26 protein-coding genes are annotated in these 22,911 nt (G+C 66.1%); 8 read left to right on the plus strand and 18 right to left on the minus strand.

The window, feature by feature from the left end; translation table 11 throughout:
* Window positions 1-31: 31 nt before the first annotated feature.
* From WDM24_RS38730 to WDM24_RS38740, 3 genes are read left to right on the plus strand one after another with little or no spacing between them, the layout of a single operon-like run.
* The gene (locus tag WDM24_RS38730; RefSeq protein WP_338829444.1) at window positions 32-1,771 is read left to right on the plus strand and encodes an ATP-dependent Clp protease adaptor ClpS; all 1,740 of its coding nucleotides are present in this window, start codon (window positions 32-34) and stop codon (window positions 1,769-1,771) included.
* A gap of 59 nt (window positions 1,772-1,830) precedes the next feature.
* A complete protein-coding gene (locus tag WDM24_RS38735) occupies window positions 1,831-2,154 on the plus strand; it encodes a type II toxin-antitoxin system RelE/ParE family toxin (protein ID WP_338829445.1) in 324 nt (107 codons plus the stop codon).
* Complete coding sequence (locus WDM24_RS38740; RefSeq protein WP_338829446.1) at window positions 2,151-2,432, plus strand: helix-turn-helix transcriptional regulator; 282 nt, start codon at window positions 2,151-2,153, stop codon at window positions 2,430-2,432. Before WDM24_RS38735 ends, WDM24_RS38740 begins: the two co-directional genes overlap by 4 nt.
* 46 nt (window positions 2,433-2,478) lie before the next feature.
* On the opposite strand, the gene WDM24_RS38745 is transcribed toward WDM24_RS38740, so the two are convergent.
* A complete protein-coding gene (locus WDM24_RS38745) occupies window positions 2,479-4,569 on the minus strand; it encodes a tetratricopeptide repeat protein (protein ID WP_338829447.1) in 2,091 nt (696 codons plus the stop codon).
* A gap of 346 nt (window positions 4,570-4,915) precedes the next feature.
* Here WDM24_RS38745 and WDM24_RS38750 point away from each other — a divergent pair, with 346 nt between their 5' ends.
* Together WDM24_RS38750 and WDM24_RS38755 are read left to right on the plus strand one after the other, a co-directional pair.
* Window positions 4,916-5,380: an Rrf2 family transcriptional regulator gene (locus WDM24_RS38750; RefSeq protein WP_338829448.1), complete on the plus strand. Its 465-nt coding sequence runs from the start codon at window positions 4,916-4,918 to the stop codon at window positions 5,378-5,380.
* Window positions 5,367-6,185: a class I SAM-dependent methyltransferase gene (locus tag WDM24_RS38755; protein ID WP_338829449.1), complete on the plus strand. Its 819-nt coding sequence runs from the start codon at window positions 5,367-5,369 to the stop codon at window positions 6,183-6,185. Before WDM24_RS38750 ends, WDM24_RS38755 begins: the two co-directional genes overlap by 14 nt.
* 59 nt (window positions 6,186-6,244) lie before the next feature.
* Here WDM24_RS38755 and WDM24_RS38760 read toward each other — a convergent pair whose 3' ends face one another.
* The 8 genes from WDM24_RS38760 to WDM24_RS38795 form a co-directional block, all read right to left on the minus strand.
* Window positions 6,245-6,412, minus strand: a complete 168-nt coding sequence (locus tag WDM24_RS38760) for a hypothetical protein (RefSeq protein WP_166299507.1) — start codon at window positions 6,410-6,412, stop codon at window positions 6,245-6,247.
* A gap of 89 nt (window positions 6,413-6,501) precedes the next feature.
* The gene (locus WDM24_RS38765) at window positions 6,502-6,786 is read right to left on the minus strand and encodes a hypothetical protein (protein WP_338829450.1); all 285 of its coding nucleotides are present in this window, start codon (window positions 6,784-6,786) and stop codon (window positions 6,502-6,504) included.
* 76 nt (window positions 6,787-6,862) lie between these two features.
* Window positions 6,863-7,276 carry a DUF3597 domain-containing protein gene (locus tag WDM24_RS38770; RefSeq protein WP_338829451.1) on the minus strand — a complete coding sequence of 138 codons (414 nt, stop codon included), beginning with the start codon at window positions 7,274-7,276 and terminating at the stop codon, window positions 6,863-6,865.
* A gap of 285 nt (window positions 7,277-7,561) precedes the next feature.
* Entirely contained in the window at window positions 7,562-8,062 is a 501-nt protein-coding gene (locus WDM24_RS38775) for a Rab family GTPase (RefSeq protein WP_338829452.1), read from the minus strand.
* Window positions 8,062-9,813, minus strand: a complete 1,752-nt coding sequence (locus tag WDM24_RS38780; RefSeq protein WP_338829453.1) for an OmpA family protein — start codon at window positions 9,811-9,813, stop codon at window positions 8,062-8,064. Before WDM24_RS38780 ends, WDM24_RS38775 begins: the two co-directional genes overlap by 1 nt.
* Window position 9,814: 1 nt before the next feature.
* Window positions 9,815-10,198 carry a hypothetical protein gene (locus WDM24_RS38785; protein ID WP_338829454.1) on the minus strand — a complete coding sequence of 128 codons (384 nt, stop codon included), beginning with the start codon at window positions 10,196-10,198 and terminating at the stop codon, window positions 9,815-9,817.
* Between the two features lie 139 nt (window positions 10,199-10,337).
* The gene (locus tag WDM24_RS38790) at window positions 10,338-10,994 is read right to left on the minus strand and encodes a response regulator transcription factor (RefSeq protein ID WP_029083136.1); all 657 of its coding nucleotides are present in this window, start codon (window positions 10,992-10,994) and stop codon (window positions 10,338-10,340) included.
* Window positions 10,995-11,146: 152 nt separating this feature from the next.
* Window positions 11,147-12,217, minus strand: a complete 1,071-nt coding sequence (locus WDM24_RS38795) for a sensor histidine kinase (protein ID WP_338829455.1) — start codon at window positions 12,215-12,217, stop codon at window positions 11,147-11,149.
* Between the two features lie 136 nt (window positions 12,218-12,353).
* On the opposite strand from WDM24_RS38795, the gene WDM24_RS38800 reads away from it, so the two are divergent.
* Window positions 12,354-12,791, plus strand: coding sequence for a hypothetical protein (locus tag WDM24_RS38800; protein WP_338829456.1), 438 nt, complete (start codon window positions 12,354-12,356; stop codon window positions 12,789-12,791).
* A gap of 179 nt (window positions 12,792-12,970) precedes the next feature.
* Here WDM24_RS38800 and WDM24_RS38805 read toward each other — a convergent pair whose 3' ends face one another.
* The 9 genes from WDM24_RS38805 to WDM24_RS38845 all read right to left on the minus strand — a co-directional run bounded on the left by WDM24_RS38805 (window position 12,971) and on the right by WDM24_RS38845 (window position 21,163).
* Window positions 12,971-13,318: a RidA family protein gene (locus tag WDM24_RS38805; protein WP_166299519.1), complete on the minus strand. Its 348-nt coding sequence runs from the start codon at window positions 13,316-13,318 to the stop codon at window positions 12,971-12,973.
* Window positions 13,319-13,330: 12 nt separating this feature from the next.
* Window positions 13,331-14,452, minus strand: a complete 1,122-nt coding sequence (locus WDM24_RS38810; RefSeq protein WP_338829458.1) for an FAD-dependent oxidoreductase — start codon at window positions 14,450-14,452, stop codon at window positions 13,331-13,333.
* Window positions 14,449-15,867 (minus strand): NAD(P)/FAD-dependent oxidoreductase, encoded by a 1,419-nt coding sequence (locus WDM24_RS38815; protein WP_338829459.1) that lies wholly within the window; start codon window positions 15,865-15,867, stop codon window positions 14,449-14,451. The genes WDM24_RS38810 and WDM24_RS38815 overlap by 4 nt, the downstream gene beginning before the upstream one ends.
* The gene (locus WDM24_RS38820) at window positions 15,864-16,160 is read right to left on the minus strand and encodes a (2Fe-2S)-binding protein (RefSeq protein ID WP_338692763.1); all 297 of its coding nucleotides are present in this window, start codon (window positions 16,158-16,160) and stop codon (window positions 15,864-15,866) included. The genes WDM24_RS38815 and WDM24_RS38820 overlap by 4 nt, the downstream gene beginning before the upstream one ends.
* A gap of 11 nt (window positions 16,161-16,171) precedes the next feature.
* A complete protein-coding gene (locus WDM24_RS38825; protein WP_338829460.1) occupies window positions 16,172-17,299 on the minus strand; it encodes an FAD-dependent oxidoreductase in 1,128 nt (375 codons plus the stop codon).
* A gap of 8 nt (window positions 17,300-17,307) precedes the next feature.
* A complete protein-coding gene (locus WDM24_RS38830) occupies window positions 17,308-18,114 on the minus strand; it encodes an ABC transporter permease (protein ID WP_338829461.1) in 807 nt (268 codons plus the stop codon).
* Window positions 18,111-19,016: an ABC transporter permease gene (locus WDM24_RS38835; protein ID WP_338829462.1), complete on the minus strand. Its 906-nt coding sequence runs from the start codon at window positions 19,014-19,016 to the stop codon at window positions 18,111-18,113. The genes WDM24_RS38830 and WDM24_RS38835 overlap by 4 nt, the downstream gene beginning before the upstream one ends.
* A complete protein-coding gene (locus tag WDM24_RS38840; protein WP_338829463.1) occupies window positions 19,013-20,056 on the minus strand; it encodes an ABC transporter ATP-binding protein in 1,044 nt (347 codons plus the stop codon). The genes WDM24_RS38835 and WDM24_RS38840 overlap by 4 nt, the downstream gene beginning before the upstream one ends.
* A 69-nt stretch (window positions 20,057-20,125) precedes the next feature.
* A complete protein-coding gene (locus WDM24_RS38845) occupies window positions 20,126-21,163 on the minus strand; it encodes an ABC transporter substrate-binding protein (protein WP_338829464.1) in 1,038 nt (345 codons plus the stop codon).
* A gap of 266 nt (window positions 21,164-21,429) precedes the next feature.
* On the opposite strand from WDM24_RS38845, the gene WDM24_RS38850 reads away from it, so the two are divergent.
* The gene (locus tag WDM24_RS38850) at window positions 21,430-22,350 is read left to right on the plus strand and encodes a LysR substrate-binding domain-containing protein (protein WP_338829465.1); all 921 of its coding nucleotides are present in this window, start codon (window positions 21,430-21,432) and stop codon (window positions 22,348-22,350) included.
* 71 nt (window positions 22,351-22,421) lie between these two features.
* Window positions 22,422-22,874 (plus strand): MarR family winged helix-turn-helix transcriptional regulator, encoded by a 453-nt coding sequence (locus WDM24_RS38855; RefSeq protein ID WP_338829466.1) that lies wholly within the window; start codon window positions 22,422-22,424, stop codon window positions 22,872-22,874.
* Window positions 22,875-22,911: the final 37 nt, after the last annotated feature.

The raw sequence follows: 22,911 nt of genomic DNA on the forward strand, positions 1-22,911 counted from the left end.
CTTCGCGTTCCATTGCGTTGCGGGGGGTCTCATGCACGATGTTTTTGCCGACGACGGACCGGTGCAGCTTTTCATCCACGACGACGATGAAACCCCGCTGGAATTCGTGCAGGATTTGTTGCGAACGGTGTTCGGAAAATCCCAGCAGGAAGCCGTCGCGGCGGCTGCCTTGATCGAAGCCAAAGGTGCTATTCCGTGCGGCCCTTATCCGGCACCGGTGGCACGGGCAATATTCAACTCGGCGAAGTGGCTGATCCGCTCCAACGGCCAGCCATTGATGATCACCTCCGAATCCGCTGACGCCAGCCGCCCCTGCGATCTCTGCGAAGCCCCGCGGGCCGTGACGGAGATTTTTCTCGCCGGTATGACCGGTGCGACCGCCTCGCTGTGCAGCGATTGTCTGCTCGCCGCACGCCGCAGCTCGGAAGAATTGCCAGGCGAAACGTTTCGATCCGCTTACGTTGCGCTCGACTGGCATTTCGCCGACGTGCCGCGCAACCTGATCGTGACGCGGGCGCGACAGTTTCCGGGTCACATGCGCGCCGACGTTCAGGTCGCGATTGACAAGTTGCTCACCGATCCGATCCACTTCTTCGGCATCCATGAGGAATATCGCTACGAGACCCTCGACTTCGCGGCGCTGATGAAGGCCGGCCGCAATGCACCGGCGATCGCGCCGCCGCAGTATCACGACGTCGACATCGGCGAGGCCGAGCCCGTGAAGTGCCTCGCCAATGGACTGTGGCTGTGCCGAACCGAAGAGCTGCGCTACGCGGTGCTGCTGACATTCCATCGCGAATACAACCACGAGCCGTCACTGCGGATCGAGCTTGCGGTGCCCGCCGGCGCGGCCGGCAATGCTTTCGTGCAGCGCACCTTCGCCGAGCTGGAAATGGCCGTGCATGCGGCGCGATCCTATCGCGGCAAGATCCTGTCGTTGGAGGATGGCGCCAATTATCGCGGACGTTCGCGTGGCTTGACCGTGCATCGCTTGCCGACGGTTGCTCGCGACGACGTGATCCTGCCGGACCGGACGCTGCGGCTGCTCGACCGCAACGTGCTTGGCTTTGTCGAAAGCCGCGATCTGCTGCGCGGGCTCGGCCAGTCGACCCGCAAGGGCATTCTGCTGTACGGCCCGCCCGGCACCGGCAAGACCCACACCATTCGCTATCTCGCCACCAACCTGCCCGGCCACACCACGCTGATCATCACTGCCGAGCAGGTCGGGCTGCTCGGTGCCTATATGAGCCTTGCGCGGCTGCTGCAGCCGACCATGGTCGTGATCGAGGATGTCGACCTGATCGCGCGCGACCGCGAGGACATGGGCGGACCGTGCGAGGAATCCCTGCTGAACAAGCTGCTCAACGAGATGGACGGCCTGAAGGAGGATTGCGATATCCTGTTCGTGCTGACCACCAACCGGCCCGAAGAGCTGGAGAGCGCGCTGGCCGGCCGGCCCGGCCGCATCGATCAGGCGATCGAGGTGCCGCTGCCCGACGAGACCGGGCGCGGCAAGTTGATCCGGCTCTACGGCAAGGGCCTGCCGCTCGACGAGGCCATCATCGACCAGGCAGTGGCACGCACGGCAAGCGTCAGCGCCGCCTTCATCAAGGAGCTGATGCGCCGCATCGCCCAGGCGAGCATCGCACGCGGCGGCGGCCGGGATGTCACTGCTGAAGACATCGACGGAGCGCTGAACGAAATGCTGTTCGACGGCGGCCGGCTCAACGTCAAGCTGCTCGGCGGCGCGCAGGGAATGAGCGCGGTGTGATGGCCGACGCATCAGTGCGGCGCTGCTTTACACTATCTCAAAAATGAGATATTTATCTGGTGTCCTGGCGCGTCGAAATCCTCAATGAGGCCGTCGCAGCCGAGATCGCGGCGTTGCCGGTCGACATGCAGGCGCGCTTCCTCCGTCTCTCCGAACGTATCATTGCCGCCGGGCTGGAAAGCTTGGGAGAACCGCATGTCAAGCACCTGGTGGGGAAGCTTTGGGAGTTGCGGCTGACAGGGCGCGATGGAATTGCGCGGGCACTCTATGTGACGGCCACCGGTCGCCGGGTCGTAGTCGTGCGCGCGTTCGTTAAGAAATCTCGGAAGACGCCGCCAGCTGAGATCGAGTTGGCGTTGCGGCAAGCAAAGGGAATTGCATGACCATCCCGTTCGAAAAGCTCAAGGCGCGCCTATTGGCCAATCCCAAGGTCAAGGTCGAATACGAGGCGCTTGCACCCGAATTCGAGATCGCCGCAGAACTGGTGAGAGCGCGCCAGCGCGCTGGACTGTCGCAATCCGAACTTGCCATCCGGATGGGCACCAGTCAGTCGACCGTCGCTCGCCTCGAAAGCGGCCAAACGCTGCCGAGCACCAAGACGCTGCTACGATTTGCCAAGGCGACTGGCAGCAAGTTCCAGATCCGACTCTCGGCGGCGTAACGCCAAGCAACAGACGATCCGCCCGCCCATCGGCGCCGCTGGCTGATTATCCCCGCTGCACCGGCGCCAGCAGCAAGTCACGCTCGCCGGCCGCGAGACGCGCAAGCTCGTCCGACATCCGCGCCAGCACGCGGTCCCAGGCCTGCGGTCGGTCCTGGCGGAACAGCCGCATGGTCGGATACCAGGGCGTGTCGGCGCGGTCGCGCAGCCAGCGCCAGTCGAGCGCATAGGGGCACAGCAGCCAGACCGGGCGGCCGAGTGCGCCGGCAAGATGCGCCACCGAGGTGTCGACGGCGATCACGAGATCGAGCGCGCAGACGGCCGCCGCGGTGTCGGCGAAATCGCCGAGCGTCGGAGCGAGGTCGACGATATCGGAACCGAGGCTCTGCAGGACCGGTGCATCGTCCGGCCGCGGTTCCTTCTGCAGGCTGTAGAGCTGGACACCAGGTGTGACCAGCCGCGGCAGCACGGCGTCCGCCGGCAGCGAGCGCTGGCGGTCGCCCTTGTGCCTGGGATTGCCGGCCCAGACTACGCCGACCTTCAGCCCGGCAGCGCCGGCGAGCGCCGCGCGCCAACGCGCGAGCTTGACGGCATCCGCCTGCAGATAGGACACCGCTGCGGGAATCGTATTGACGGTGGTGCGGAAGATCCGCGGCAGGCTCAGCAGCGGCAGCTGTAGATCGAACGGCGGCAATGGCTCGCCGCGGGCGAACACCGCGACTTCCGGCAGCATCGGCCGCAGCAGTGAGACCAGCGCCGGCTGCACCTGCAGAATGATCCGGCCGCCTCTGCCCGCCAGCATCGGTACATAGCGGACGAAATTGATGGCGTCGCCGAGCCCGTATTCGGCAAACAGCAGCAGCGTGCGCCCGGCGAGCGGCTCACCCTGCCATTCCGGCTCATCGAACACGGGATCGCCGTCACTGAGCATCTTGGTCTTGCGGCGCCACTGGTACTCTTCAAAACCCTCCTCGAACTCGCCGTTCATCAGGAGGAAATGCGCGTGGTTGTAATGCGCAAGCGGCTGATCGGGATCGAGCGCGATGGCCTTGCGCGAGGCCACCAGCGCCGCATCGATGTCGCCGGCATTGCGCAGCGCGACCGCGAGATTGGCATGGCCCTTGGCGTAATGGGGCTCGAGCTCGATGGCGCGCCGATGTGCTGCGACCGCCGCCTCGACCAGATTCTGCGCCTCGAAGATGATCCCGAGATTGGTGTGCGCAGCCGCATAGTCCGGCTTGAGCGCCAGCGCGAGCTCGGCGCAGGCGATGGCGTCGTCGACCTGCCCAAGCTCGAAGAGGCAGGCGCCGAGATTGTTGAGGATGACGTGGTCGGACGGGTCGCGGGCCGAGACCTTCCGATAGATGCGGAGTGCCTCCTCGCGCTCGCCCGCTTCGTGCAGCACCATCGCCAGCAGACGCTGCGGCGTGAGGTTTTCCGGATCGAGCGCCGTCGCGCGGCGAAATTGCACGATCGCGTCGTCGAGCAGGCCCTGGCGGTAGAGCGCGCCGCCGAGACCGCAATGCAGCCCGGCATTGTCGGGATCCGTGCCAAGCCCGCGGCGATAGGCGGTGGCGGCGTCGCCGAGCTTGTTCTGATCGGTCAACACATTGCCGAGATTGAGCCAGACGCCGCGATAGGCCGGGTCCCGCGCGATCACCTCGCGATAGGCCTGCTCCGCCTCGACCGGCCGCCGCTGCCCGGCCAGCGCAACGGCGAGGTTGAACTTCGCCCGCGTCAGGCCGGGATCGAGCGCGATGGCGCGGCGGAACGCCGTCTCGGCCTCGTCGAAGCGCGACAGATCGCACAGCGCAACGCCGAGCTTGATGTGCAGGCCGGCATCCTTCGGCCGCAGCGTCACGCCGCGCTGGAACGCCGCCGCCGCGCCTTCGTGCTCGCCCTTCACCGCGAGCGCATCGCCGAGCGTGGCGAATGCCGGCCCATGATGCGGATCGAGGCTGAACACCCGGTTCAGCAGCACCGCGCCCTCGGCAGCACGATCGGTCACGAAGGCGATGACGGCGGACAGATGCAGCGCCGGAACATGGTCGGGATCGGCAGTCAGGATGTCGCCGCACAGCGTGCCGGCCTCCGTCGCGCGGCCCGCGCCATAATGCGCCACCGCATCCAGCAACATCCGATCAACCACCACACTGCCCACGATACCGCCCTCGCCCTTGGCAATCCCGATAGGGATTAAACGGGCGGCGCCGCCAAATCCGGCACGAATATCCCGATTGAAGAATCATGACCCGGGTGCAGGCCCTGATCTCTTCTCCTTCCGCCTGAAAGGGGGAAGGTCGGGATGGGGGTCAGCCGCAGACGACGCTGCAAGCGGAGAGAGCGGATCCCCACCCGCTTTGCTCCGCGGAGCAAAGCGACCTCCCCTTTTCAAGGGGAGGTTAAGAGGGCGACCAGGAGCGCTGATGCGCCCGCCATCGCCCCTCTTGACGTCCGGCGCATCATGCAACATATGAAGTTACATGATGCGCGATAGCCGTTTGTCTGGTGTGCTGCACGGCCTGCTCCACATGATCGGAGCGGGAGAGCCGGTCACGTCGGAGCAACTTGCCCAGGCGATGGCCACCAACCCGGTGGTCGTACGCCGCGTGATGGCGGGCCTGCGCGAGAAGGAGCTGGTCCGTTCGGAGAAGGGCCATGGCGGCGGCTGGACGCTCGCGCGCGATCCCGCCGACATCACGCTCGCGGACATCTATCGCGCGGTCGGCGCGCCTACGATCGTTGCGATGGGCCATCGCTCGGAAAATCCCGGGTGCCTGGTCGAACAGGCGGTCAACGACGCGCTCACAGGTACGTTTCGCGAGGTCGAGGCGATCTTCCTGAAGCGGCTCGGCGCGGTGACGCTCGATGCCCTCGCCAAGGATTTCAAGCGCCGGCTCGCCAAGCACAAACAGAGCCTTGAGGACCAGATCCATGCAGTCAAGTGAGCAGGCGAAACCTCTGCCGTTCAACGATCCCGCGCACTGGGACAAGATGGTTGCCACCTACGAGGCGCAGTCGCAGCCGTTCACGACGCACTTCGCCGACGCCGCGGTCGCAACACTCCCGATCGGCCGGTCATCCAAAGTGCTCGACGTCGCCACCGGCACCGGTGCGGCAGCGCTTGCCGCCGCCCGCACCGGCGCAGACGTCACCGCGATCGACCTCTCCGCCGGCATGGTGGCGCGGGTCCGTGCGCATGATGTCGCGAACATCGAGGCGCGGCAGATGGACGGCCAGGCGCTCGACCTGCCGGATGCTGCATTCGATGCGGCGGTCTCGGTGTTCGGCGTGATGCTGTTTCCCAATTGGCGCGCCGGCTTGCGCGAGATGGCGCGGGTGACGCGATCAGGCGGGACGGCCGCGATTGCGGTCTGGAAAAGCGCCGACGGCGCCGCCGTGCATCTGCAACTCGCGCAGATCATCCGGCGGCTTTATCCTGACAATGTCACACCGATGCCCTGCACGGGCCTCGCCGAGCTCGCCGATCCCGGCCGCCTCGCTGCTGCGGTCGTCGCCGCCGGCTTCACCGATCCGGCGGTCGCCGAGATCACCCACGACTTCAAGCTCAATGTCGGCAATCCCGGCGATGTCGACAAACTGTTCGAATTCATGCCGCATTGGAGCGGCCTCGACGCGGACCAGAGCGCCGCGGTCGCACGCGCTTTCCGGAGCGAGATCGAGCGCGGACGGGTCGGTGACATCTTCGCGATTCCCTCGACCGCACTGATCGCGACGGCCCGGCGGCCCTGATCGCAGTGCGGAGTTTGGCGGGCTCGGTGAGGCGGGTCCGTGGCCGTGCCGTTCTCGCCTCAGCGCGTATCGTCGTCCTGCTTCTCTCCATCGCTCGGCGGCTGCAGGCCGGGGCTGTTGGCCCAGCGGTCGAGCTCCTCGATGACCCGCCGGTGGCTCGGCCGCAGTGTCGACGGACCACCGGGCTCCTGCGACAATTTTCGGGGCAGCTTGACCTGTTCTGGCATGGCGAGGCTCCAGAACTGGGCGGTGTGCGGGCCATTCGCAGCGCTCGCTACGCAAGGCGTGGATCGCCAGCCGCAGCAGCGCGTGAAGATTATTTGCGGTCTGCCGGCTTCGCTGGCGCTGCGACCGGCTGCACGGGAGCCGCCTGCTCCCACGGCGCCGGCAGGATGACCCGCGCCGGCGGCAGGTTCTGCGCGGCGCGCTGCACATTCGCATTCGCCGGCCGCGGCTCGTCGCTGGCGCTATCGGCATGTGCGATGGCAATGGCGATACCGAGCGTCAACGCGATAGATCCAAGTGCCGCGCCGATCGATCCGGCGGACCGCAACATGGCGGACCGCCGCCTGTTCAGGATGGCAAGATGAGATGAGGCCATCACAACTGCTCCTCACGCAATACAGATCGTTCGAAGCCGTGCGAGACGCGCGCCTCGCACGGCTCAAGGCAAATCGTCAGGTCTTGATGTCGGCCGGCAGCTTGCCGCCGTTGGCGGCGAGCTTGGCCATCACCTGCTGATGCAGCCAGACGTTCATCGTGGCGGTGTTGTTGGTATCGCCGGTGTAGTGCAGCTCCTTCGCGAGCTCCTTGCGCGCTGCAAGGCTGCTGTCGAGGCCGAGCGCCTTCATCAGATCGACGATCGAGCTGCGCCAGTCGAGCTTCTCGCCGGTGGCCGCGGCGGCCTTGTCGACGATCGCCGCGACGTCGACGGTTTGCGCCGCGGGCGCTGCCGATGCAGCCGACGTTGACGGTGCTGCCGGCGAGGCACCCGGCGCAGCCGTCGTTGTGGTCTCAGCGGCGGTCCCAGCCGTCTTAGCCTGGGCGCCATGGCCGAAGATTGCACCCATGATGCTTCCAAAAATGCTCATGATCTCTCACTCCGTGCGCCCGAGACAGCGTTTGCCTCATGGCGGGTTCCAGTGACGGAGCGGACGATAGGCAGGCCATTGGCCGAGCGGAAGATGACCATCGTCACTATCGGAGTGCGGGACCGCGTGGTGCAGTTGGCGGGGAAAGTGTGCCGCTCGCCAAGCGGCCGCGTGAGAGCCTTTCATCGTACGCCCCACGTGCGATGAAGTCAGCCGCCCCGGCCCGATTCGCCAGCCCCGAGAAGTCGGGGCGGCTGACACAAACCTGCGCCTAAGTTTCCTGAGCTAAAGCTGGCGGCGACGGATGGTCTGCGCGAGTTCGACAAAGCATTCCGCAATGCCTGTGCCGGTTTTCGCGCTGACCGATTTGACGCTCGACTTCGCGAGCTCGCCGATCGCGCCGGCGCTTCCCGCAGCCTCCGGCAGGTCGATCTTGTTCAACAGCGCCCGGTACGGCCGGCCGGGAAATCGCTCCTCGAAGCCGCGGACCAGCTCGACCATGCGGGTCACCGTCTGCGGCCGCGTGACGTCGGAGACGATGATGGCAGCGGATGCGCCGGTGACATAGACGGTGTCGAAGATCTGCGTGCCGAAATCGCCGTCGGTGTCCCACAGCACGAGGCGCATCGGATCGCTGTCGTCCACCGGCACCACGTCATGGCTCAGGATCTCGACGCCCAACGTCGATTTGTACTGGCCCTCGAACCGGTCGTAGATCAGCCGGTAGAGGATCGAGGTCTTGCCGACCCCCATATCGCCGAGCAACATGACTTTTGCGGTGAGCATCAGCGCGACACTTCGCCTCGATAGACCGTCTCGAACGACACCCGGCGGTTGCCGCCGACGGTGGCGTCGGGCCGGTCAGTGATCGGCATCGTCGCGGCGCGCGACACCAGGATCAGCCGCGACGGATCGACGCCAAGCGCGGCCAGCCTGCGCTGCACCTGCTCGGCCCGCTTGCGCCCCAGCGTCCGGTTGGTGCCTTCCGTGCCGCTCTGGTCGGCATAGCCGACGATGCGCACCCTGAGATCGTTGTTGGCCAGCACGCCGGCCAGTTCGCGCAGCTGCTGCTCGGCCTGATCGGCGTCGAGGAATTCATCGGAATTGTAGACGAAGAAGATCGCGGAGGCGGCGATGAACCGGTCGAGCCGCGCCGTCGGTCCGTCGGCGACGGACTGCAGCTTCGCAACCTGCTCGCCCAGCTTCGTAGACTGCTCGCCGAGCTTGTCATATTGCGCGCTGAGCGCCGCATGTTTCTGGTCGCCCGACTGGGCTTGCGCGCTCATCGCCTCGCGCATCTGGTCGAGGCTCGCCTGCAGGCGCACCATACCCTGCTGCAGGCCCGCGATGCCGGCCTGCGATGCCGCGACCTGCTCCGGTGCGGACACCAGGCCGATGCGGTTGACGATCTTGTACGGCGCCGCCGCAGCGGCGAGCACGTCGAGCAGTGGTGCGGTCTCCAGCTGACTCGGCTCAATACCCGAGACCGCCACGCTACGGCTGCCGTGATCGAAGTCGAGCCGAAGCGGAAACGAGGCCAGCAACGGCTGCTTGGTGGCGAGCTGCTCCAGCGCCGTATGGGTCCGCCGCTCCAGCAGGCTGCGCGTCACCGACGTCACCGCAAGCCAGAGCAGCAGCGCGGCGATAGCCGCGAGCACGGCGAGCAGGATAACCTTGCCGCGCCGGCTCGCGATCCTGCGCGGGGTGTCATCGGTCTCGATCGAGCCGGCAAGCGACGCGAGCATCGGCCCATCGCAATCCGCGCCACGGTCGATGCGCTCGATCGCATCGAAGAACAGCGAATTGATCCTGGCATTGTCGGCGGGACGCAGCGGCCCTAGGCACTCCGCCGCCAGGATGAAGCGGGGCGAGGCGCGCAGCGCGAGCTGCCGCCCGCCGAAATCGAGCGTTTGCAGATTGCCTTCGCCGGCGAGCGCCTGCACCGAGAATTCCAGGATCGCCGCGACCATCGCACTGAGCAGGTCGGCCCGTTCGTCGGCAGTCGCGTCGCGCTTCCAGTCCGCGATCAGGCGGCCATTGCCGCGCTCGATGATCAGCAGGCGGTTGACGCGCGGCGGGTTGTCCGCGAGCACGAATTCGCTGATCGGGCGCCCCGTCACCAGCGACTTGACGCGCCCCACCCACAGCTGGGCCGAGGTCAATGCATTGATGCGCTGCTCGAGCGAGGCAACCAGTTCCCGGAACGAATTCGCCACCGCGGCACTGACCAGCCGGCCGACGATCGGATAGAGCGCCTCGATCATCTGCTCGCGCGAATTCTTGATCTCACTCCGGATCGCGGAGACCACGACCGGCGCAATCGCGCTGGCAAGCTCACGCGGCCGGTTGACCTCGGCGCGCTCCAGCGCCTCCACCAGGATGCCGGCGGTTGCCGTCTCCAGGCGGTCGGCGTTGCCGACATATCGCTGCAGCGAGTCGAGATCGGCCTCCAGCGACGTCAGACGCGTCGCCTCGGGCTGAAACAGCAATGTCTTGAGCTGCTCGATCTCGCGGTTCTGGCCGGCAGCAGCTGCCATGCTATGTGCCCGAGCGGCCCGATCCCAATCCGCTGATCGCCGCGCCGAGCTGGGTGATGGCCGCGCCGACATCCTTCAGCGAGTCGAGGCGCTTCTGCTCGGTATCCCGCTCGAGGTCGGAGAGCCTCGCCTGCAGGGCGGTGAGCTCGTTGGTGAAGTCCGCCTGCATCTGCTTGAGCTGCGCCTGCATCTCCTCGCGCAGACCCGAGAGGTTGGTCTCGAGCGAGCGTTGCGCGCCGCCGAACAGCAGATCGCGGACCTGATCGATCGCCGCCATGCCATGCGCCGCCGCATCGGCGCCGTTGCCGGCCGCCGGAGGGTTTGCCAGTCCGTCGGTGGTCTGGCGCTCGATACCCTTCATGGTCATTCCCTGCTTACTACTCATGGCCGCGCAATCCGGACGTGCGGTGTCAAAAAGCAAATCCGGAACAATCCTATAGCCAATTTTACGGGCGCGGCCCAGAGAAAGGCGAGTAATCTCAGCCGGATCAACCGCGTGGTTGTGCGGCTTGAGGCAATTATTTCTAGTAAGTTATTGCCTTTATTGCCAGTTCCGTACGGTTCTTGACCTGGCATTTCTCCAGGATCGTGCTGACATAGTTCTTCACGGTTCCTTCGGCCAAATGCAGCCGTTCACCGATCTCGGTGTTGCTCTTGCCCTCGACGATCAGCGTGAGAATTTCATTCTCCCGCGCCGTCAGCCCGTCACGAACCGGCAGCTTCGCCGAGACGCGCGGGCCGCGCAGCCGCTTGAACTCGTCGAGGATGCGCGCGGCAACGCTCGGCGAAAGCCCGGACTGGCCGTTGATCACGGCGCGGATCGTGCCCGCGATCTCCTCGATCCTGGCGTCCTTCAACAGATACGCCTTGGCGCCTGCGCTGACTGCCTCGAAGATCAGATCGTTGGTCTCGAACGTCGTCAGCACCACGATATGGGTCTGCGGCAGTTCGCGGAGAATCCGCTGGGTCGCCGCGATGCCGTCGACCCGCGGCATCTGCAAATCCATCAGGATGACGTCCGGCCGATAGCGCCGCGCGAATTCGATGGCCTGCTCGCCATCGGCCGCACCAGGCAGGATCTCGAAATCGTCGTTCTGCTGGGCGAGCAGTGTCGCGATACCTTCCCTGATCAGCGTCTGATCCTCGGCGATCAGCACCCGTACCTTCTCAATCCTGCTCACGGGCTTCCGTCATCCTCTCGAAGGTCTTCTCGCTCCAAAGCGTGATCCGATCGAATCGGATCATGCTCTTATCCTCTCGTTGGTCGCGTTTACTTTACGCGAACCGGTAGCCACTTTGCTCGAAAAACGCTCTCAATGCGCGGGCCGTGACATCAATCGGCCAGCACGCCGGCAGACGCTGTCGGCGGCGCCGCCACGGGGAGCAATATCCGGACCAGCGTTCCCTGGCCAGGCGCGCTCTGCACCGCGCAGCTTCCGCCGACAAGTTCAGCAAATTCGGCCATGCCAATCAATCCGAAATGTCCTGGAGTAGGCTCCGCGGGATCGAAGCCGCGGCCGTCATCGCGGATCTCGACGACGAGCTTGCGGCCGACCGCGGCCGGCTCGGCGAAGGCGTGAAAAGAGACGCGGCGCGCCTGCGCATGTGCCTGAACATTGCGCAGCGCCTCAGAGAGGATGCGTTGAACGGTCAGACCGCAGTCGCGCAAGCCGGGCCGTGCCTGCTCGTCGATCTGGATCGAGACCCTGACGCCGCTGCGGGCGGCGAAATCGCTCAGCAGTCCCTCGACATCGGGATCAAGCTTCAGATCGTCCGGCGTGCGCAGGCGATCGATGGCTTCGCGGGCGCGCGAAAGGCCGCTCGCCGCCGCGTCTTCCGCGGTCGCAAGACTGTCCGCCACGCGTGCGGGGTCGGCCGACAGATAGTGCCTGATCAGCCGGATCTGGGTCAGCAGCGCCACGATCGAATGCACCAGCGTATCGTGCAGATCGCGCGCCAACCGAAGCCGCGTCCGCGCCAGCGAGGCAAACCGCACCTCGGCGCTCGCCGCCTCGAGCTGCTGCTCCATCAGCCGGCGCGCCCGGCGCTCGCTGCCGAGCAGCGTTTCGACCTGACGGCCCGCGAAATCCGGCATGGCGATGACGAAGTAGTGTGACTGCGCGCCGTTCCATCGCACCACCGCCGTTATCGGCTGCGTGATCCCCGGAGAGGCGCCGCGCACACCGGCCAGCGCGATCATGTCCCGCTGGCCCGCGGCCAGCGCCGCCAACTCGGCTTCCATGCCGACCAGCAGCATGCACTCGCAGCAATCGACGCCGATGGCGGGAAGCCATTCGACCAGCCGCCCGATCTTCCGCTGCATGCGTCGGTCGGCAGCGATGACGGCGAGACCGATGACATCGGCTTCTGCGGCCGCAAGCAAATCCGCGCTCAGATCGATCATGCGTTGCCCATCAGCTCAGCGACCGCCCACTCTGGCGTAAGCCGGCAGCGGCCGCAAACGAATATGACTTTCGTCACGACCGATCCTGACTTTCGTCAGATGCCGCTGCCGCTCGAAATGCGGTTGTCTCCCTAGAATGAGCAACGGCGCAATCCATGATGTGCCACATGTCGTCGCCGATGACGACGCCAGCCGGGCCGCGCCCTTGCAGGGCCGCGCCGATCGACCGGAGCTTGAACTGACAATGAGGGGCGCGCCACGGAAACCGTCGCGCATCGAGCTGCGCATGTTGGCGGAAGCAGAGAAGCCCGCACGGCGTCGGCGCCTCAGTGCGACCCAGAAGGTGGCGCTGCAGGAAGCCCTCGCCGGCCGCCTGCAGCTCTATCCGCGCGGATATGCCGCGCGCAAGACCGGGCCGTTCCACTCGCGGCGTGCCATTCTCGGACTGGTGCGCGCCGGCCTGATGAGCCTCAGCGCAACGGCGCGTTATGCGGCCGTGACCAAGCGCGCGCGGGAAATTTATGCAGCTCCGACGGCGGACGGCGTGGTCCAGGGCGCGATGAGTTCAGATTGACCTCTCATCGCGCCCTGGGCTCCTGTCTGCGCATGATCTCCGCGCAAACGCGTTCCGCGTTTGTCGCGAGGGAAACCGCCATGCACTTTGCGCTAACGCGGCCCGTCGCGTCCGGATCATGCTTCTTGTTTGAGCATGATCCGTTCGGAAAACCGCTACGCACTCTTCCGGATCATGCTTTAGCCCTTGAGCGCGGTCACCACCACCTCGATCAACGCGCCGCCGCCGAGATCGGCCACACCGACCGTTGCCCGCGCCGGCAGATTGTCGCCGAAGAACTCGGTCCAGACCGCGTCCATCTCCTTTTTCTTCGACAGGTCGGTCACGAAGATCGAGGCGCTGACAATGCGCGAGGGGTCCGTTCCGGCCTGCTTCAGATAGCCCGAAATCTTACCGAGGATGTTGCGGGTCTGCTCGCCCATCGCGACGCTGGTGTCGTCGGCGATGGTGCCGCCGACAAATACGAAGCCGTTGGCTTCGACGGCGCGATGCATGATCGGCGTGCGGATGCTGCGGGTGATGGTCATGATGTCTCGTCTTCAGGGTTGGGAAGTCTGGAAGCGCTCGATGCCGAGATCGCCGATCCGGGTCTGGGTGCCGCCATTGGCGATCAACTCGGCCATCACGGCGCCGGCGGCGGGTCCGAGCTGAAAGCCATGCAGCGAAAAACCGAACTGGTGATAGAGCCCCTTGTGGCGGGCACTTGGTCCCAACACAGGCAGCTCGTCCCTGGTGCGCGCCTCGATGCCGGCCCAGGCGCGCATGATGGTCGCGGCGCGCATCACCGGAAACAGCTCGAACACGGTGCGCGCACTCACCGCGAGGCCGTGCCAGTCGAGCACCGTCTCGTTGCGGTCCTGATCCGGCGTCGCCAGATGGCCGCCGCCGATCAGCACCGTGCCATTGGCGAACTGCTTGAACGACAGCTTGCGGCCGCGCAGGATCACGACGGGATCGATGAAATGCGGCACGCGCGAGGTGATCATCAGCATCGGCGCCACCGTCTCGACCGGAACCGGCTCGCCGAGACTGGCGGCGATCCGCCCGGCCCACGCGCCGGCTGCGTTGACGAGCACCGGCGCAGCGTAGCTGTCGGCGCCGACATCGACATGCCAGAGCCCGTCATGCTGGCGGATATTGCTGGCGGCGATGCCCTCGCGCACGGTCGCTCCGAGCATCGCGGCCTTGCGTCGAAACGCCGTCGTCGTTTGCGCCGGATTGGCCGCGCCATCGCGCCGCGAGACCACGCCGCCGGGACAGCTGTCGGCCACGGCGGGCACCAGCCGCCGCAGCTCCGTTGCGTCGATCAGCTCCTCATGGGTGAAGCCGAGCGCGTTCAGCTCAGCGACCCGCGCGCGGCAGGTTTCCAGCTCCGCGGCGTTTTCGGCGACCAGCACCTGGCCATGGCTTTCGAAGCTGCAATCGTCGTCGACCAGCTGCGCGATCCGCTCCCAAATGTCCATCGAACGAATCGAGAGCGGGATTTCGGCGACGTGCCGTGCAAGCTGCCGGACCCCGCCGGCGTTGACGCCGGAGGCGTGTCGTCCGGCATAGTCCTTCTCGATCAGGACCGGCTTCATGCCGGCGAGGCACATGTGAAGCGCGGTCGAGCATCCGTGGATGCCGCCACCCACGATGATGGCATCCGCAAGCTTCGTCATCCGCGCACCACGGCTTTGACGTCGGCCTCGGTCCGCGGCATGGCGGCGAGCTCCGCCAAGGTGATCGGTTTCACCGGCGCACGCAGCCGGTAGTAACCGATCTCCTGCGGGCTCTTGCCGCGCGCCTGTGCCATCAGCTCGGTGACAGTAAGACCGCAAAGACGCCCCTGGCACGGGCCCATGCCGGTGCGCCGATAGGCCTTGAGCTGGTTCGGACCGGTCGCACCGATGGCGACGGCATCGAGAATGTCCTTGGCCGTCACCTCCTCGCAGCGGCAGACGATGGTGTCCGCCGACGGTATCCGAAACTGCGGCGCCGGACGGAACAGCACGTCGAGAAAGGCGCGGCCGCGTTCGGCCTGCGCCAGCGCCGTCTTGAGCAAATTGTCGGCAGCGAGTTTCGCCGTGGCGGCAGGCGCCAGCGCTTCGACCGCGGCGCGCGCGGCGATGCGGCCACGCGCCACCGCAACGGTGGCGCCGCCGATGCCGGCGCCGTCGCCCGCAATGGCGATACCTTCGACCGACGTGTTGGCGTCGGCATCGAGCACCGGCGACCAGCACAGCTGCCGGTCATCCCAGCGATGTTCGATCCCGGCCGCCATCGCCAGATTGACGTTCGGCACGACGCCCTGATGCAGCAGCAGCAGCTCCGCCGGAATGGTCTCGCGCCGCCCGCCGGCAACGTAGCTCACGCTGGCAAGCTGGCCCTCACCGGAAGCGGCGAGTTCGCTGACGCCGGTGACGACGGGGACCTTCGCCTTCACCTCGCGCATCATCGCAAGCCCCTTGGCGAAATAGGGCGACATCAGGAATCCCAAGGCGTGAGGCAGAGCCGCAAAGTAGTTCCTGCGCTCCGTCGTATCGAGAATGCGATCGATCCGGCCGCCGAGGCGCAGGATCTGGGCCGCCAGCAGCCACAGCAGCGGCCCCTGGCCCGCGATCACGGTCGGGCCATCAGGCACCAGGCCCGACGATTTCAACATCGTCTGGGCGGCGCCCGCGGTCATCACGCCCGGCAGCGTCCAGCCGGGAATTGGAAATGGCCGCTCCAGCGCGCCGGTCGCGAGAATCACCCGCCGCGCCTTGATGAAGCACGACGTGCCGCCGACCGAGACGCCGATCTCGAGCTGACGATCGAGGCTCCAGACCGTCGCGCGGTGAATAATCTCGGCACCGCTCGACTGCAGCTCCGCGACGAGATCGGCACCTGCCCAATAGTCGGCGCCCAGTTGCTCGCGCGCCTTCACCGGCGTCGACGCGATGCTACGCCAGACCTGGCCTCCGGGGCCCGGATTCTCGTCGAGCAGCAGTGTCGACAGGCCGGCCCCGGCCGCCGTCGCGGCCGCGGCAAGCCCCGCGGGGCCCGCTCCAATCACCACGACGTCATAATTGTCTAGACGCGGCGTCGTGGTCATCGGCCGATCTCCCTCTTGCCCTTCTGGATTTCGATCTGCATGCCCTCAGTGACCGGCACCAGGCAGCCCTGGCGGTTGCCGACGCCATCGATGGTGACGAGGCAGTCGAAACACACGCCCATCATGCAATAGGGCAATCGCGGCGCACCGCTGACTGCGGTGGCGCGGCGCACGTCGCGGCCAGAGGCCAGCAGCGCCGCGGAAACCGTGTCCCCGGCGCGCGCCTCGATGGCGGCGCCATCGACAAAGATCTGCACACTCGGCCGCTTGTCTTGATCGGATCGTTTGAACATTGGATGCCTCTTCAATGCTGGCCTGCGCGCGGCGCGCCGAAGCGGCGGGCCGAGAACGCCCCCACCAATTCCGGCGCGAGCGCGCCGTCGGCGACCATCCGCGCGACGTCGAAGGCATGGTTGGATGCCAGCGTCACGCCGGAATGGCAGCAGGCGACGAAGGCGCCGGGCGCGCTCTCCGACTGGTCGTAGATCGGAAAGCCGTCCTGCGTCATCACGCGGATGCCGGCCCATGTGCGTATGACATTGAGGCGCGCGAGATGCGGAAACATGCGCTGCGCGCGATCCGCCATCACCGCACTCACCGCATGATTGACCGCGCGATCATCGAGCTGCTCCTCCCGGCTGTCGCCGATCATCACCGTGCCCTCGTCGGTCTGGCGCACGGTGGTCAGCGGGTGCGGCAGGAACGGCACGGTGCGCTCGGTCACGACGATCTGTCCGCGCGTCGGCTCCATCGGCGCATCGAGGCCAACCATCGGCGCCAGATTCTGATTGGCGTTGCCGGCCGCGAGCACGACTTTTGCCGCGCGGATTTCGCCCTGCGGCGTCGCGAGCCTGAATTCGCCGCCCTCGCTGACGATCGCGGTCACCGGCCGCTCCGGCAGATAGTCGACGCCGAACAGTTTCATGCCGGTATGAAAGGCGCGGAACGTACGCAGCGAATTCACGTGACCGTCGAGCGGACAGAAGCTGCCGCCCGAGACTTCCGGGCCGATCAGCGGCAGCATCTTCTTAACGGCGGACGCCGACAGCATCTCCATCCTGTAGTCGGCCGCGCCGACCTGGTTGTGCATGCGCGTGACGAGCTGGCCGCGCTGCGCGAACTCGTCCTCGCCGAGCGTCAGATGAAATCCGCCATTCTGCTGCAGGGCGACGTCGAGGCCGGTCTGGTCCTTCAATTCGGCCGCAAGCCTGCCCCACGCTTCCGATGCCCGCACCGTCCAGCCGGTATAGGCCGGCATGCCGAGCCCCTTGCTCTGCACCCAGACCAGCGCAAAATTGGCGCGCGAGGCGCGCTTGGCGATATCACCTTCGTCGAGCACGGCCACCGTCTTGCCGAGCCGGCCCAACCCCCAGGCAATTGCGGAGCCGAGCAGGCCGCCGCCGACGACAGCGACGTCATAGTCCTTGTGCATGGGTTCTCCTATCGCCCCGGATCGCTCTTGCCGGCGAGCACGCGGTCGAGCCCGTAGAAGCGGTCAAGCAGGATCAGCGCCGTCATGGTGATCGCGATCACGCTCGCGGATACCGACGTCACCAGCGGATCGATGTTGTCCTGGATGTAGAGGAACATGCGGACCGGCAGCGTCTCGGTGCCGGGCGCCGCGAGGAACACGGTCATGGTCAGATCGTCGAAGGACTGGATGAAGGCGAGCGCCCAGCCGCTGATCACGCCGGGCAGGATCAGCGGCAGGGTGACGCGGCGAAACAGCGTCCAGCCGCCGGCGCCGAGCGAGACCGCCGCCATCTCGATCGAGCGGTCCATGCCGGTTGCCGCCGCCAATGTCAGGCGCAGCGCGAACGGAAACACCACGATCACGTGGGCGACAAGCAGCGCCGTAAAACTTCCGCCCATGCCGATCGAGGTGAAGAAGCGCAGGAAGGCGATGCCGAGCACCACATGCGGGATCATCAGCGGCGACAGGAACAGCGCGACCAGCGCGTCGCGGCCGCGAAACCGGTAGCGCGCAATCGCGAGCGCCACCGGCACCGCGAACAACAGCGCGACGAAGGAGGACAGCATGCCGAGCCCGAGGCTGACCCAGAAGGCGTGAACGAATTCCGGATAGTTCGCGATCGCCCTGAACCAGCGCAGCGAGAAGCCGTTGGTCGGCAGCGACAGGAAGCCCTCGGGCGTGAAGGCGACCAGGCAGACCACGACGATCGGCGCCAGCATGATCACAACGAAGATGACGTGAAAGGCAAGCGCCAGCGGGCCAATGGTTCTCATCGGAACACCTCGGCATAGCGCCGCTCGATGAGAGCGTTGCTGCCGACGACGATCAGCGCCAGCGCCACCAGCAGCAGTACCGCGACCGCAGCACCAAGCGGCCAGTTCAGCGTGTTGAGGAATTCGTCATAGGCCAGCGTCGCCGCGACCTTGAGCCTGCGGCCGCCGATGATCGCGGGCGTGGCGAAGGCGCTGGCCGACAGCGAGAACACGATGATCGCGCCCGACAGCACGCCGGGGATGATCTGCGGCAGGATGATGCGGCGGACGATGGTGAAGGCGCCGGCGCCGAGCGACATCGCGGCATTCTCGATCTGCGGGTCGACGCGCTGCAGCGCCACCCAGACCGAGAGCACCATGAACGGCATCATGACATGGGCAAGTGCTACGACGATGCCGGTTTCGGTGAACATGAAGGGCAACGGCGCATTGATCAGCCCGAGCGAGATCAGGAGCTTGTTGACGAGGCCGTTGTTGCCGCCGAACAGCAGCGCCCAGCCGAGCGTGCGCGCCACCACCGAGATCAGCAGGGGGCCGAGGATCAGCAGCATGAAGAAGCCCTTCCAGCGTCCGCTCATGCGGTTGAGGATGTAGGCCTCGGGCGCGCCGAGCACGGCGGTGATCAAGGTCGCCAGCAGCGCGATCCGGAATGTCCGCCAGAACATCTCCGCGTAATAGGGATCGCTCGCGATCTCGCGCCAGTTCTTCAGGATGAAGACCGGCTCGATACCCTTGTATTGGCCCCAATCGTGAAACGAGAGCATCACGGTCATGGCGAGCGGGATCACCAGCACGCCGCCGAACAGCATCAGCGCGGGCGCGGACAATAGCCACGGCGCGGTCGCGGCGCCCTGATCGGACGATGCCGCGACGGCTCGCGGCGCGGTGTCGACGGCGCTCATGCGACGCCTCCAATCGGACGCACGCTCATGTCCTCCGGCCGCCACGCCAGGCAAACCGCCTCGCCCTCGGCCGGCTGCGGCTTGCCGTCGTTCTGACGGACCACGAGCGCGGGCCCGCATTCGGTCTCGCACTGGAACAGCCAGTGATTGCCCTGGAAAATCCGGGTGACGATTTTGGCGGCGAGCCCGGCGTCGGCAAAGCTGATGCGCTCGGGGCGAAGGCTGATCGTCACCGGGCCGGCTACAGCCGCCGGTGCCGGCGCGTGCCAGGAGCCGGCAACCAGCCGCGCCGGCGTCGCCGTCCGATCAATGGTCGCGGCGAAATCATTGGTCTTGCCGAGAAACTGCGAGACGAAGGCCGACGCCGGCCGCTCATAGGTCTCCTGCGGCGTGCCGATCTGCTCGATGCGGCCCTGGCTCATGACCACGATGCGATCCGACAGCGACATCGCTTCGTTCTGATCGTGCGTGACAAGGATCGTGGTGGTGCCCAGCGTCCGCTGGATCTGGCGCAGCTCGATCTGCATCTCCTCGCGCAGCTTGGCGTCGAGGTTCGACAGCGGTTCGTCGAGCAGCAGCACGCTCGGCTGGATGACAAGCGCCCGGGCCAACGCCACGCGCTGCTGCTGGCCGCCCGACATCCGCCGCGGATAACGCTCCTCAAAGCCCGCAAGCCCGACCATCGCGAGCGCCGCAGTGACGCGCTCGGCGCGCTGGCTCCGCGGCACCCGCCGCATCTCGAGCCCGAAGGCGACGTTCTCCGCCACGGTCATGTGCGGAAACAGCGCATAGCTCTGGAACACCACGCCGAGGCCGCGCCTTGCCGGATGCACCGCGGTGAGATCACGCCCCTCGAGGCGGATCGCGCCCCGCGACGGCTCGAGGAAGCCCGCGATCATCTGCAGCGTCGTGGTCTTTCCGCATCCGGACGGACCGAGAAACGAGATGAACTCGCCCTTGCGGACCGCGAGGCTGAAATCGTCGACGACGGTCTTCGAATCGAACTGTTTTGCGACGTGCTCGAGTTCGAGAAAGGACATCGATGTGCTTTCCGGATATTGAAGGAGCCGGGATTGATGGCGCGGGTGGGAGGCGGCCCTCGCGAGAGCTCAGCGCTCGACTTCGCGATTCCAGCGCTTGGTCCAGTCCTCGCGCTTCTCGTTGATCGCCGTCCAGTCGGGATTGTAGAGCTTCGCCGCGCGCTCGCCGATCGGCGCCATCTTGCCGAGCCCCTCCGGGATCACCAGCGATTTCAGCACCGGCCCGTAGCCATATTCCTTCAGCAGCACGAGCTGGATCTTCGGATCAAGCAGCATCTTGATGAAGGCGCCGGCGAGCGGCGACGCGTTCGGCTTGGCGATCGGGCACGCGGTCGTGAGCAGCGTAGCGGCACCTTCCTTCGGGTAGACGAAGTCGACGGGGAAACCGGTGCTGGCAAAACTCTGCACCCGGCCGGTGCCCCATACCGCGAGCACCGCCTGGCCGGACTGGAACAGCTCGGTCATCTTGCCCGGCGACGGCTCATAGGCGAGCACGTTCGGATTGATGTCGTTCTTGAAGATCTTGAAGCCGGCATCGACATTGGCTTCGCTGCCACCGTTCATCCGCGCCAGCATCAGCAGCGCTTCCAGGCCGTAGGTGTTGTTGATCGGCGGAATGACGAGCTGCTGCCGGTATTTTGGATCCTTCAGATCGTTCCAGGACGTCGGCGGCGCCCAGCCCTTCTCGGCAAACACCTTGGTGTTGTACATCAGGCCGGTCGCGACGATGCCGATCGCAACCGCGCGATCGTCCTTGAAGCGCGCCGTGTCATAGAGATCGACGTTGGAAAGACCATCGAGCTTGCCGCAGAAGCCAAGCTGGATCGCCTGGTACATCGGACCGTCGTCGACGATCGCCACATCGATCTGCTGGTTCCCCTTCTGCGCCTGCAACTTGGCGAGCGTGTCGGTCGAGTTGCCGGCGACATATTGAACCTTGACGCCGTTGGCCTGCTCGAACGCGGGGATCACCTCGTCGCGCATCGTCTTCTCGTACGAGCCGCCGTATCCCGCGACATAGAGCGTCGTCGGCTGGGCCGAGGCCTGCGACGACACCGAGACCAGCGCCGCGAGGCTGGCTGCGCACAGAAGGCGAAGAGTCTTCATCGTCCAAGCTCCCATTTCGCTGCGCAGCGGCGTCCCGGCAGTCGATGACCGGGAGGCCGGCGCGTGTGGTTGGCCCTGCGCCCGTTCAAAGCTCGATCGAGCAATAAAACGGTATCCAGAAACCGTCTACGTCCTTTCAGCCATTCCAATCTGCTGAAAAAACATGCGGTATCCAGACTTGATGAAAAAGATCGCAGCCCTCGCTTTCGCCGTCCAATGAATAATGGCAGGCTCCATATGCCGAAATATTATGAAGGACGAACAAGTTGGCGCGGATCAATCCACGGCAGGTCGAGGCCTTCAGGGCCATGATGCTGACCGGCAGCGTGACCGAGGCGGCCAAGCTGATGGCCGTGACCCAGCCGGCGGTGAGCCGATTGCTCCGCGATTTCCAGGCGCTGCTGAAGATGGAGTTGTTCGAGCGGCGTGGCAGCGGGCTGGTGCCGAGCACGGCGGCCACGGCACTTTATATGGAGGTCGAACGCTCCTTCGTCGGCCTCGAGCGCATCACCGCGGCTGCCGAAGAAATCCGCAGCCGTCGCACCGGCACGCTGCGCATTGCCGCGCTGCCTGCGCTGTCCAACGGCTTCCTGCCGCGGCTCACCGGACATTTCCTGAAAGAGCGGCCCAATTTCAACCTCGCCTTCTTCGGCGTGATCTCGCCGATCGTGATCGACTGGGTGCTGAACAATCAATGCGACATCGGCTTTGCCGAGGCCCCGATCGCGCATTCCGGCCTGCCATGCGTGCGGATGCCCGCACTGCCGCGCGTCGCCATTCTTCCCGCCGGCCACCGGCTCGCCAGCAAGGCCACGCTCGAGCCGGGCGATTTCGAGGACGAGACGTTCATCTCGCTGTCGGCCGGCTCGACCGGCCGCCACCTCATCGACCAGGCCTTCAGCCGCAACGATGTCCGCCGCATCCTGCGCGTCGAAACGATGCTGTCGGAGATCATGTGCGGGCTGGTCTCGTCCGGTCTTGGCGTCGCGCTCTGCGATCCGTTCACGGCGCGGGAGTTCGAGAGCCGCGGCGTCGTGGCGCGCCACTTCCTGCCGCGGATCGATTTCGAATTCGCCGCGGTGTTTCCACCGCAGCGGCGCCCCTCGCCCGTCGCGCTCGAACTGGTGGAAACCCTGCGGCAAGCGCTCGTTGCGCTGGACGGCGAGACTGCGACCGGCATGGGCTGATCACGGAATTATGAAGCTTAACTGCTAAGATTAACTTTACAGTTTATCTTCATATCTACTATCGACTTCGTATGAGCAGTTCACCCGCCCGTACCGGCTCGGCGCGCACCTCCGCGCTCGCTGAAGACCTTCGTTTGCTGATTGGCACGCTGAAGCGCCGGCTTCGCGAGCAGGGCCAACGCGAGGATCTGCCGCCGTCCCAGGTTGCGGTCCTGCTTCGTCTGGAAAAGAACGGCCCCGCGACCGTGTCCAGCCTGGCGCGATCGGAGGGGATGCGTCCGCAGTCGATGAGCTCGGCGATCGCAGCGCTCGAGGCCGCGGGCCTGGTCCGCGGCGCTCCCGATCCGGACGACGGAAGGCAGACCATCATGTCGCTCACCGAGACCTGCCGCGAGCGGCTGCGCACCGGCCGCGCGGCGCGGCAGGACTGGCTCTCGCGCACCATCGCCGCGCGGCTGACGCCGCGGGAGCAGGAAGAGCTCGCCGCCGCCGTCGGCCTGCTGAAGCGGCTGGTCAACGATTGATGCGGCCGCGCCGATCGCGCGAAACATCCGCTGGACA

The organism is Bradyrhizobium sp. 27S5 (assembly GCF_037217225.1).
Classification (GTDB): Bacteria; Pseudomonadota; Alphaproteobacteria; order Rhizobiales; family Xanthobacteraceae; genus Bradyrhizobium; species Bradyrhizobium septentrionale.